This is a genomic window from Vibrio sp. 10N.222.52.C3, assembly GCF_041474195.1.
In the GTDB taxonomy this organism is placed as follows: domain Bacteria; phylum Pseudomonadota; class Gammaproteobacteria; order Enterobacterales; family Vibrionaceae; genus Vibrio; species Vibrio crassostreae_C.
The window spans coordinates 1-11,772 of the sequence record NZ_JBFRTQ010000180.1 but is presented as its reverse complement, the minus strand read 5'-3'; the positions used below and the strand labels follow the sequence as shown (position 1 = coordinate 11,772).

9 protein-coding genes and 1 tRNA gene are annotated in these 11,772 nt (G+C 44.6%); 1 reads left to right on the top strand and 9 read right to left on the bottom strand.

All coding sequences use genetic code 11. The features are described from left to right. Window positions 1–91: 91 nt before the first annotated feature. The 8 genes from hflC to tsaE all read right to left on the bottom strand — a co-directional run bounded on the left by hflC (window position 92) and on the right by tsaE (window position 9,620). Window positions 92–1,069 carry a protease modulator HflC gene (gene hflC, locus AB4517_RS21415; protein ID WP_017059930.1) on the bottom strand — a complete coding sequence of 326 codons (978 nt, stop codon included), beginning with the start codon at window positions 1,067–1,069 and terminating at the stop codon, window positions 92–94. Between the two features lie 2 nt (window positions 1,070–1,071). Then, the gene (gene hflK, locus AB4517_RS21410) at window positions 1,072–2,274 is read right to left on the bottom strand and encodes an FtsH protease activity modulator HflK (protein WP_372149874.1); all 1,203 of its coding nucleotides are present in this window, start codon (window positions 2,272–2,274) and stop codon (window positions 1,072–1,074) included. 27 nt (window positions 2,275–2,301) lie between these two features. Beyond that, the gene (gene hflX / locus AB4517_RS21405) at window positions 2,302–3,609 is read right to left on the bottom strand and encodes a ribosome rescue GTPase HflX (protein WP_017059928.1); all 1,308 of its coding nucleotides are present in this window, start codon (window positions 3,607–3,609) and stop codon (window positions 2,302–2,304) included. 44 nt (window positions 3,610–3,653) lie between these two features. After that, a complete protein-coding gene (gene hfq, locus AB4517_RS21400) occupies window positions 3,654–3,917 on the bottom strand; it encodes an RNA chaperone Hfq (protein WP_017059927.1) in 264 nt (87 codons plus the stop codon). A 192-nt stretch (window positions 3,918–4,109) separates the two neighbouring features. Then, on the bottom strand, window positions 4,110–5,042 hold the full coding sequence (gene miaA / locus AB4517_RS21395; RefSeq protein ID WP_048612708.1) for a tRNA (adenosine(37)-N6)-dimethylallyltransferase MiaA: 933 nt from the start codon (window positions 5,040–5,042) through the stop codon (window positions 4,110–4,112). 97 nt (window positions 5,043–5,139) lie between these two features. Then, window positions 5,140–7,344: a DNA mismatch repair endonuclease MutL gene (gene mutL, locus AB4517_RS21390; RefSeq protein ID WP_372149871.1), complete on the bottom strand. Its 2,205-nt coding sequence runs from the start codon at window positions 7,342–7,344 to the stop codon at window positions 5,140–5,142. A gap of 102 nt (window positions 7,345–7,446) precedes the next feature. Further along, the gene (locus AB4517_RS21385) at window positions 7,447–9,162 is read right to left on the bottom strand and encodes an N-acetylmuramoyl-L-alanine amidase (protein ID WP_229648343.1); all 1,716 of its coding nucleotides are present in this window, start codon (window positions 9,160–9,162) and stop codon (window positions 7,447–7,449) included. Next, window positions 9,156–9,620, bottom strand: a complete 465-nt coding sequence (gene tsaE / locus AB4517_RS21380; RefSeq protein ID WP_017059923.1) for a tRNA (adenosine(37)-N6)-threonylcarbamoyltransferase complex ATPase subunit type 1 TsaE — start codon at window positions 9,618–9,620, stop codon at window positions 9,156–9,158. Before tsaE ends, AB4517_RS21385 begins: the two co-directional genes overlap by 7 nt. A gap of 240 nt (window positions 9,621–9,860) precedes the next feature. On the opposite strand from tsaE, the gene queG reads away from it, so the two are divergent. Then, window positions 9,861–11,039, top strand: a complete 1,179-nt coding sequence (queG, locus tag AB4517_RS21375; protein WP_017059922.1) for a tRNA epoxyqueuosine(34) reductase QueG — start codon at window positions 9,861–9,863, stop codon at window positions 11,037–11,039. A gap of 632 nt (window positions 11,040–11,671) precedes the next feature. Here the strand turns inward: queG and AB4517_RS21370 are convergent. Next, a tRNA-Gly gene (locus AB4517_RS21370) sits at window positions 11,672–11,747 on the bottom strand. Window positions 11,748–11,772 lie beyond the last annotated feature (25 nt).

Below are 11,772 nucleotides of genomic sequence, written 5' to 3'. Positions count from 1 at the left end.
CGGCGCACAAACAAAAAGGCTCCCACAATGGGAGCCTTTTAAGTTTTAACGTATTTTGCTTATTAAGCTAAGCATTCGCTAACGCATCAGCTTATTTTGCTGGAGCGCCGCTTGCTTGATTCATGTATTGGAAGAAGTCAGTCTTCGGATCCAGTACTAGAATGTCGCTCTTATCGCTAAATGATGTCTCATAAGCTTGCAATGAACGCATGAAGCCGTAGAACTCAGGATCTTTGCTGAACGCATCAGAGTAGATCTTCGCTGCTTCTGCATCCGCATCACCACGAGTGATTCGAGCTGTACGGTCAGCTTCAGCAAGAACTGTTGCCACTTCTAGCTCAGCTTGAGCACGGATAACTTCCGCTTTCTCACGACCTTGAGAACGGTGTCTACGAGCAACCGATTCACGTTCTGCACGCATACGGCGGTAGATAGATTCACTGATTTCGTCAGGAAGGTTAATCTTCTTCATACGGAAATCAACAACTTCAACACCTAAATCAGCCATCGCACTTTCTGCCGTTCCAGACAAAACGTTTTCCATGATCTTATCGCGTTCGCCATCAACTTCTAGTGCTTCTGCAGCCGCTACCGTTGTGACGACTTCGCTATCAGCAGAGTCTGGCAGGATGTCCTTGTTGCGAGGGCCTGACACGATCTGCTTAATTTCACGAGAACCAATTTCAGAACGAAGAACATCTGTCACTTTACGCTCAAGAAGTGCTTCTGCCGTCATGATATTACCGCCACCGGTACTCAGATAGAAACGTCCAAAATCAGCAATACGCCATTTTGCGTAAGTATCAATTAGAACGTCTTTTTTCTCTGATGTTACGAAACGGTCAGAACGGCCATCCATCGTTTGAATACGAGCATCAAGTACTTTTACGCGATCAAACATCGGTAGTTTAAAGTGCAGACCTGGTTCATAGATTCGTGATACGCCGTTGTCATCGAGAACTCGACCAAAACGAATTACCATGCCACGCTCACCTTCTTGAATCACAAACACTGACATCAATAGAAGGGCAATCGTCACAACTAATACAGGGATCATTAATTTACGCATTATTAGTATCTCCCTTGGCGTGAACTGTCTGAACGAGTTTGAGTGCTAGGCTTTGGATCCGCTTGAGTTTCTAACTCAATTTGATCGTAAGTTGATGATGCTTTTGCAGGGCGAGAGCCCGACTGAGAACCACCTTGTGCGCCTAGCTTATCAATTGGTAGGTATAGCAAGTTACCGCTTGATTCAGAATCAATCAGGACTTTCGATGTGCTTGAGTACACTTTTTCCATTGTATCTAGGTACATACGGTTACGTGTTACTTCAGGAGCAGCTTGGTATTCAGGTAGCAGTTTCTCGAATTGAGCAACTTGACCTAGAGCACCATTAACTGTGCGCTCTGAGTAACCCACCGCTTCTTTCTTCAAACGCTCAGCACGACCTGTTGCTTTTGGAAGAATGTCATTTCGGTAAGCTTCAGCTTCACGTTCAAAACGCTCTTCATCCTCACGAGCCGCGATAGCATCATCAAATGCATCTTTCACTTGCTCAGGTGGACGTGCTGACTGGAAGTTCACGTCAACAATCAGAATACCCATGTCGTAGCTATCAATAATACGGTTCAACGTTTCTTGAGTGCTTTGACGAATCTGCTGACGACCACTTGTCAGGATACTATCCATTAGTGAGTCACCAATTACCGCACGAAGCGCAGAATCGGTTGCTTGGCGTAAACTGTCGTCTGCATTCGTTACACGATACAAGTACTTGTATGGGTCAGAAACACGGTATTGAACACCCATTTCAACGGTCACAACGTTTTCATCTTTCGTTAGCATCGTGCCAGCAGCACGTAGAGAACGAATCGCTTGAACGTTTACTAGTTGCTCATCACTGATTTCATCGATGAAGCGTGGGTGCCAGTTAAGACCAGGTTCTTCGATACGGTCGAACTGACCCAGTCGAAGTACTACTGCTCTTTCTGCTTCGCCAACGGTGTAGAAACCAGCGAAGAACCAGATAGCAATAGCAATAACGGCAATGACACCAAAGCCAATTGCACCGCCACCACCAATAGATGGCCCGTTACCGTTGCCACCCTTTTGACCAAACTTGCCACCTAACTTTTGACTTAGTTTATTAAACACTTCGTCTAGATCTGGCGGTCCTTGATCTCGGCCGCCGCGATTATTTTTATTACCCCAAGGGTCATTATCGCGGCCGTTATTATCGCCGTTGTTGTTATTTCCAGGCTCATTCCACGCCATTAGAAAGCTCCATCATTTGATATGACGTTATACTGTAGCAGTCTCTTTGGTAACGATAAAGTCACCTAAGAGCGCCCCTTCTCTTTTTTCAAGTTTAGACCAATCTATTTGTTGCATTCGGATATCTATCAACAAGTTACCATTTTCATCATACTCTTCCTGTTGAATACATTTCATCTCGAAGAATAAGCTGCGAATGCGACCCTGATGTTGATGTGGAATACACAACCGGAATTGAACCATCTGGCTAGCTAAACGCTCAGTTAAAGCTTCAAACAGTAGCTCAATACCTTCTCCTTCCATTGCAGAAACCCAAACAGCGCGAGGTGCGCCCTCTTCGTCTCTTTCAATTCGAGGTTTTTGGTCTTCCATGCAGTCAATTTTGTTCATGACTACAAGGGTTGGCACTTCATGAGCATCGATTTCTTCTAATACTTCATGAACAGCCTGAATGTTCTCACGAAAACGGTCATCACTGGCATCAACAACATGTAACAAAATGTCAGCTTCCTGCGTCTCTTGTAATGTTGCCTTGAACGCAGCGACCAAGTCGTGTGGTAGATGACGGATAAAACCTACGGTATCTGCGAGAATTGCAGGCCCGACATCTGCCAAATCAATCTTACGTAGTGTTGGGTCTAGGGTTGCAAACAGTTGGTCTGCCGCATAAACACCAGCACTTGTGATGCGATTGAAAAGTGTTGATTTCCCTGCGTTGGTATAACCAACCAAAGAAATTGTTGGGATTTCAGCTCGATTACGAGCACGTCGTCCTTGTTCACGCTGCTTAGCGACTTTCGCTAAACGACGTAGTATTGCCTTTATACGGTCACGCAACAAACGTCGATCGGTTTCCAGTTGAGTTTCACCTGGACCACGAAGACCAATACCACCTTTCTGCCTTTCAAGGTGAGTCCAACCACGAATCAGTCGAGTAGAGATATGACGAAGCTGAGCGAGCTCAACTTGTAGCTTACCTTCATGAGTTCGCGCACGTTGTGCAAAGATATCTAAGATCAAACCCGTGCGATCAATCACACGACATTTACACAATTGCTCGAGGTTGCGCTCTTGGGCAGGAGAGAGGGAGTGGTTAAAAATCACAATTTCAGCACCGGTTAGCTGAACAGCTTGTGCGATTTCTAGGGCTTTACCTTCTCCAACGTAGTATTTAGGGAGTGGGGATTGTCGGCTACCAGTAATCACTTGTAGCGTTTCTACCCCCGCTGAGGAGACCAGCATTTCACATTCGCTTAGATCTTCCCATTCTCCCTCTTGCGTGAAGTTGATATGAACAAGTACGGCTCGCTCGCCGGATTCATAACGGTCAAACAAGCAACCAACTCCTTATTACAGCGCAAGCTGTACAAATTGAACGATTAATCTTCAGTCTTCTCTGGACGATCAGATGGCGTGCGTTGCTCGCCGCTGTGGTGACTAACTGCGCGAGCAGGTACCACAGTAGAAATCGCATGCTTGTAAACCATTTGGTTTACTGTGTTCTTCAATAAGATCACGAATTGATCGAAAGACTCGATCTGACCTTGCAGCTTAATGCCGTTAACAAGATAGATAGAGACTGGAATGCGCTCACGACGGAGTGCATTTAGGAATGGGTCTTGTAGCGATTGCCCCTTAGCCATTTTATTTTCCTTATTTGTATTTTGTTGTAATTATTTAGCTAGTGGTGCACAAAAAGGTGCGGCCTTTGCATCTGAGCTAAATGAATAAAAAAACTCCGTTGTTATTGAAAGGCTGTGATTTTTAAAAGCCTCAATAACGGATCCTTTCCAGAGTATATTCACGCAAAAGCGATCACATTATACACAGCAATACTAATCAGATGCTATTGCATCTGAAAGAGTTTCTAACGCTTGATCAATGTTTTCGCTATCTAACCAAGTTAAATCATCCCAACTGCGCAACCAGGTGATTTGTCGCTTGGCCAACTGACGGGTTGCACAGACACCACGGAAAACCGCTTCGTCTAAATCACAATTACCGTCTAAATAATCCCACATCTGCCTATAACCAACGCATCGGATCGATGGCAGTTCAGGGTGAAGATCTTCTCTGGCGTACAACGCCTTCATTTCATCTTCAAATCCCGCTTCTATCATCTTCTCGAAACGCAGCTCAATGCGGCGATGGAGTTCAGTCCTTTCCTTGGGAGCTATTGCAAATTGTTTTACACGAAATGGCAGGCTGTCGCCTTTCGTTTGAGTTAGCTCTGTTAATGTTTTACCCGAAATTCGGTAAACTTCCAATGCCCTTGAAAGCCTTTGTGGATCATTTGGGTGTATTCTTTCAGCGGATACGGGATCTATCTCTCTTAATTGATCGTGCAATGCCTGCCAACCTTGTTCGATAGATTCCGCTTCAATCTGCTTACGAATCTCTTGATCCGCTGCTGGTAATGGCGATAAACCTTCCAACAATGCTTTGTAGTACAGCATTGTGCCACCAACAAGTAGCGGGATTTTGCCTTCCGCTACAATCTTATTCATTTCATTGATCGCATCACGACGAAAATCTGCCGCAGAATACGCTTCGCTTGGATCCAAAATATCAATCAAGCGATGAGGCGCGAGCGCAAGCTCTTCCGCATCCGGTTTAGCGGTACCAATATCCATGTCTTTGTAGATCAATGCCGAATCGACACTGATGATCTCTACAGGGTATTTCTGACGTAAGCGGATAGCTAAATCTGTTTTTCCTGACGCCGTTGGGCCCATTAAAAACAACGCTAAAGGTAATTTTTCAGTCATGATATTTTGTATTTGCTTCTCTGTTTTAGCGCTTTTTAGCAAAGGGCTTTGTGTCGCGACGTATTCAGCTAAAAAGACAAAGGTCGTCGCGAAAAAATTAAACCGTAAACGCGGCTATAGTCGCTGAAAAGTCGATAGGATTAACAAACTCTGGATCATCTAATGGAAGTAGACCATGCCAAAGTTGTTCTAGTTCCCCAACTAGTTGAACCGCTTCAGATAAAGTGTAGTCGCTTTTTACTTGTGCGGTTTGAATCCCGATCCAGTTAACCAAAGCTGACAACATGTCATTAGGTTGCTTCACTGCACCCTGGGCATTTATTGAAGCCGCGTAAGATAACAGATCTGGGATCAAAATTTGTAAGTTTTGCTGCCTTAAAGGAGAAGGCACGCCCATCACCATTACCGCCTCGCTGTTTCGCGCCTTAAGCTCAATCCCCAGTAATGCCAGAGTTTGACTCAGCGCCTTAGCAACTTCGACAAGTTCACTACCCAGCTTAATCGATAAAGGCACCAATAACGGTTGGCTTTTTAACGCGCCACCTCGAGTATCAAGCTGACCAACAACACGTAATAATTCAGCCTTAGCTAAGGAAACCAAAACACAGCCATTCTTGTTGCCCATCACGAGATATTGACGTTCAACAACCGAGACCGCTTTCCCCAAATCCGTCACTGCTGCTCTTGGCTTTAAATGAACAGGATTCTGTTGAGCAGGCTTAGCTTCTTTATTTTCTTTATTTTCTTTATTTTCTTTATTTTCTAAGTTGTCTCTGGTTTCTACTGGTGCCACATGCTCTTGAGAAGATGAAGGCTGTACAACTTGATCATCAAAATCAGGCGTTTTCAAAAGCTCTTTATAGGCTTTCACTTCTCGCTTAGAGGGCGCGGGTTCACCATGATGTTGGTGTGGCTCTTTCTCTTTTTTAGGTTCAGGTCGAGACTCTATCCACTCTTGGCGAGAGGAACCGGTAAAACTGCTGTCACTAGTAGCCGAGCTTCGGCCAGCAGATGAACTTGAGCTGGTTGATGGAGCATAGTGTCGCCCACCATCATTAACGCTGTGTTGAGGCTTATCAAAAGCGTGCTCTGATTCTGCTTTTCTCGGGTAGGCAGGCGTTTGCTCAATAGCGTGTCGCACCCTATCCGAAACTTGGGTTTGATCCGAACTGCTAGGCATTACGCTTTCTGGCTCAGCGAAACTTGCAACACCATCAACTGCAGAGCTCGTACTATCTTGCTGATGATGAATCACTTCTGACTGATGAAAAGCCGACTGATTGATTGGTGCAGCATCGATCTGCTTGCTCTGCGCTAAACCATCACTCAATGCTTGGTAAATAAAGTCATGCACAAGGCGCGCTTGATGAAAACGCACTTCATGTTTTGCAGGGTGGACATTCACGTCCACCTGATGTGGGTCGAGTTCAATGAACAACACATACGTCGCGAATTGGTCTGGACGCAGGCTGGTTTCGTAGCTTTGACGAATCGCATGGTTGATCAGCTTGTCACGCATCATACGACCATTCACATAGCAGTATTGCAGGTCGCTTTGTTGTCTTGCTCCTTCTGGCGTGGTGATCCAGCCATGAAGTTTTAGGCCTTGATGCTCAAGTTCGATCTTAAGCATATGACGAACAAAAGGATTGCCACATACCGCAGCGATTCGCTTTTCTGCTTGAACTTGTGTTTTTGCAGCGCGGTACTGACGAATCATCTTGCCGTTATGACGAAGGTTGATCGTCACATCAAAACGACTCAATGCGATGCGTTTAAGCAACTCATCAATATGGGTGAATTCAGTTTTCTCGGTGCGTAAGAATTTGCGGCGTGCTGGCGTATTAAAGAACAGGTCCAACACCTCAACCGAAGTGCCAATAGGATGCGCCGCAGGCTGCAGTTTCACCTGCATATCACGGCCTTCACTGTGTGCTGCCCAAGCTTGATCTTGAGTGGCAGGGCGTGACGTCATGGTTAAGCGCGCAACCGAGCTAATACTCGCCAGCGCTTCACCACGGAAACCGAGGCTGACGATCGCCTCTAGGTCATCAAGAGTGTGGATTTTGGAGGTAGCATGACGACTCAGTGCCAAGGCAAGCTCATCTTTTACGATGCCTTTACCATTGTCACGAACGCGGATCATCTTGGCGCCACCTTTCTCGATATCAATATCGATACGAGTGGCACCCGAATCCAAACTGTTCTCAACCAACTCTTTTACAACAGAAGCGGGTCTTTCTACCACCTCACCCGCTGCGATTTGGTTAGCTAACCGAGCTGGCAGTATTTTGATCGTCATATTTATAGCTACCTTACTGCCATTGATGGAAACGCTGCTACGTTTGCACTAGTTCTTATTTTTTATCATTGATATACCTGAAGCTGTTTAGCATTCCCAAGACTACTTGTGAGGAATAATCAACACTTGGCCGATAGCTAGACTGTCAGATCTTAGCTTATTCGCTTGGCGAATGCTGTTGACGCTCACGCCGTATTTCGAAGCTATCTTGCCAAGGTAATCACCTCTTGCAACTTTGTGTTTGCGCAGAGGAACATCTTTAACTTCAACCGTAATACGTAACTTTTGGCCTACTCTCACCGTCTCTGATTTCAAACGGTTCTCACGTTTAATATCAGCCACCGACACTTTATAGCGGCTGGCGATCTTACCTAGGTACTCTCCAGACTTAACCGTGTGAGTGATGGTCTTCGTTTTAACCGCACTGCTTGATGATGAAGTTGAAGCACTGCCTGGAATCTTAAGTACTTGGCCAATTGCTAGGCTGCTCGATTTCAGATTGTTGAACTTCATCAACGTCTGTGTCGACGTACCATATTTGCTCGCAATCACAGACAAATACTCGCCACGAGAGACTTTATGTAGGCTCACGCTGCCCGTTGATGACGTTGCGTTAGACAAAATAATCCCTTCAGGCGGGTTAGCCTTCAAATACTTAACCACCGCTTTAGTCACTGCTCGTGCCAATTTATCTTGGTGCGAACGTTGGAAAAGAAGCTTCTCTTCCGTCGGATTCGAAATAAAACCTGTCTCTACCAGTACTGATGGGATCTGTGGTGAACGTAATACTGCTAAGCTGGTGTTAATCGGCTTGCTATTGTGCAGTTTCGCAACCTTACCCATTTCAGACAGAATTGCCGTTGCCAGTTTGTAGCCCTCTTTTTGAGAGTGGCTAAACTGCAAATCAAGCAGGGTTTGGTTTACGTTCTTATCATCAATATTGCTTGTGAACGCTGCACCGCTACCACCAAGCAATTCAGACTGTTTCTCTTTATTCTCAATCCAGCGTGAGATCTCGGTGTTAGCACGTCGAGTATTCAACACAAATACCGAACCACCTCTTGGTTGAGGCGTCGTAAAGGCGTCGGCGTGAATAGAGATCAACAGGTGAGCTTCATTCTCTCGAGCAATCGCAACACGTCGATTCAGGTTCACAAAGTAATCAGCATTACGAGTCATACGAGTTTTGATCCCCGGGACCGCATTCAGTTGAGCTGCTAACTTCTTAGAAATACTCAGAGTCGCGTCTTTTTCGTATTTACGCGTAGGACCAATCGAACCTGGGTCTTCACCACCGTGGCCAGGATCAATCACAATTAGAATATCTTTCTGGCGCTTAACCTGATTAATGTTCTTACTTACCGTTGGCTTACTCGGTGTCGATGTCGCTTTACTTGCCGCACCATGAGGTAAGTCGATCACCAAACGGTGTCCATACTGACCACCTGGGGTCGGGCTCAGTTTGAATAATTCTGCTTTAGACGACTTCTTTAACTCAAAAACCAAGCGATAGGTGTTTTTGTCTGGCGGTGAGCTCTTACGAATCTTAGATAGAACAGGGCTGTCTTTCACCTCGACCGGTAACTTAGTCGCAAGACTGGTATTTTTTAAATCAACCACTAAGCGACTCGGGCTACTCAGGGTGAAATAGCTAAAGTCCGCTTCTGATTTTAAGTCGATAACCACACGAGTTTCTTCTGGAGAAGGCCAAACCCTTAAACTTTTCAGTGAGTTTGCAGAAACAAGTGAAGAAAACAGTATAGAAAAAACAGCAGCCATCATGGCCACTGTTGAAATAAGGCGTTTAGAAATCAACATAACTCCAACTGACTAAGTAAGCGCTGTCCGTATTCACTATTAGCGGTTAAAGAAACAACACGGTGATCGTCTTGATAACGAATATCAATATCCAAATCGGCTTCTGGTAGCATCCCATAACCTTTCTCAGGCCACTCAACCAAACAGATAGCATCCGGCGTAAAATAGTCACGAATTCCCATAAACTCTAACTCTTCAGGATCTGCTAGGCGATAAAGGTCAAAGTGGTACACCTGCCAATCTGCAAGTTGATAAGGTTCAACTAGAGTATACGTTGGGCTTTTTACATTTCCTTGATGGCCAAGTGCTTTTACAAAGCCACGACTAAAGGTCGTTTTGCCTGCGCCAAGATCACCATGCAGATAAATAGTCGTCTGCTGTGAGCAAAGATTAGAAAGCTCCGTTCCTAGTTGAATCGTTGCTTGTTCATCTTTCAAAGTAAATTGTTTCGTGCTCATGAATACGTTCTCTAAAAATCGATCGTTGACTATATAAAAATCAAAAGAACAAGAATAGTAAACCGTGATGCTTTTGGGAGACAAGCACTCAAGTGTAAGTTCTATGAAAAATACTGCTCAAAACGCGTCTGTTCTGGTCAACACCACTAAGATCCGTTAAGATCCGCCCCCATTTTTGCCGAACCTAATTTTAATTAGCCTTATCTCTAATTGTAAAACAGAGAAAATAAGAAATAAGCCATGAATCTAGACCATCTTGCTGAAAAAATTAAAATCTGGGGAAAAGAGCTGGGCTTTCAAAAAGTTGGCATCTGCGATGTTGATTTAAGTGAACACGAAGCCCCTCTTCAAGCATGGCTAGATGCTGGCAACCACGGCGAAATGGATTGGATGGCTCGACATGGGATGATGCGTGCACGTCCTGATGAACTTCACCCAGGCACAATTCGAGTGATCAGCGCTCGAATGAACTACCTACCACCAGAAGCTCAGTTCGCCTCTAACCTAAGCGATACCACTCAAGGCTACATCAGCCGCTATTCTTTAGGCCGCGACTATCACAAATTGTTCCGTAACCAGTTGAAAAAGCTAGGACAAAGAATTGAAAAAGAGGTCGAGGGTTTAGACTCACGCCCTTTCGTCGATTCAGCGCCCATTTTGGAAAGACCACTCGCTCAAAAAGCAGGGTTGGGCTGGACAGGTAAACACTCATTAATTCTTGATAAAGACGCTGGCTCTTGGTTCTTTCTAGGGGAGCTGTTAGTTAACATCCCTCTTCCCACGGATGAACCCAGTGTTGATGAGTGCGGCAAATGCACCGCATGTATCACTTCTTGCCCAACGGGTGCCATTATTGCTGATGGCGTGGTTGATGCGCGCAAATGTATTTCGTACTTAACCATTGAATATGATGGTGTGATCCCTGAAGAGTATAGAGATGCCATTGGTAACCGTATCTACGGTTGCGATGATTGTCAGTTAGTTTGCCCGTGGAATCGTCATGCCGAACTCACAGAGCAAACAGACTTTCACCGCAGAGAAGATTTCCAAGAAGCCGATCTGGTTTCACTTTCAAGTTGGGACGAAGCAACCTTCCTAAAGAAAATGGAAGGCTCAGCAATCAGACGTATCGGCCACACCCAGTGGTTACGCAATATCTTTGTTGCGATGGGCAATGCACCATTTCAACAACGCATTATTGAAACCCTGGAGTCTCATCAAGGCAAAAACGAAATGCTTGATGTGCATATTGAGTGGGCTTTGAATAAACAACTACAGCAGTTACCCAACGCTAGCAGTGTGCAAGAAGATAGCTCTACGCAGAAAAATAGCTGTGTGCAAAAAAGTAACAGCAAAATCTCCACCAAAAAGCACAGACTAATACGTATAGTAGAGAAAGGACTACCAAGAGACGCCTAGCCCTTTTGGTATCAACGATTGACAGCGACACCCACATCGATAGTCCAATATTTAAGACAACTCGTTGCACATAATTTTAGAACAATGTTTGACCTTGTTCTCAATTCTAACAATGTGGAAAAAATTCAGAACTCTCGTAAACTTCCGACACCCGAGCAAAGTTAAACACAGTACCGATAAATGATTAAGATCAAAAAACAACAAGTTAACGATCTTTTATTAAATCCAAGATAGGCATCCAACTTGATAAAAAACAACAAGTTACGATCGCTGCAATTCATCTAATATATTGAAAAAAAGAAAGATCTTTTAGGGATAGGTAAAGAATTAAGCCTGAAACAACTTTATCAACCAAGTTATCCACACCTAACATTTTGTGGATAAGTCTGTTTATAGATGTGAAAAACCTCAAGTGTCTGCTTCAGAGACCTGATATTTACTAGCATTTCAGTTGCTAAGAAAAATTTAAGACAAAAAAATATCCACCATGATGGAGGATTATTTGCTTTTTGGGGGGATTATGCTTCGCAGCATTAAAGAAAGAGCGTGACCTTTGTGGTCGCCTTTAAACTCTGTGATCTAAAGAAAAACACGGTGGTTTAAAGAGTCTTAATAGCTTTTTAGAAGAAAGCTGGAGCGATACATCGGGTTCGAACCGATGACCTCAACCTTGGCAAGGTTGCGCTCTACCAACTGAGCTAGTATCGCATTAGTTAATCGCTGCTCATACTGC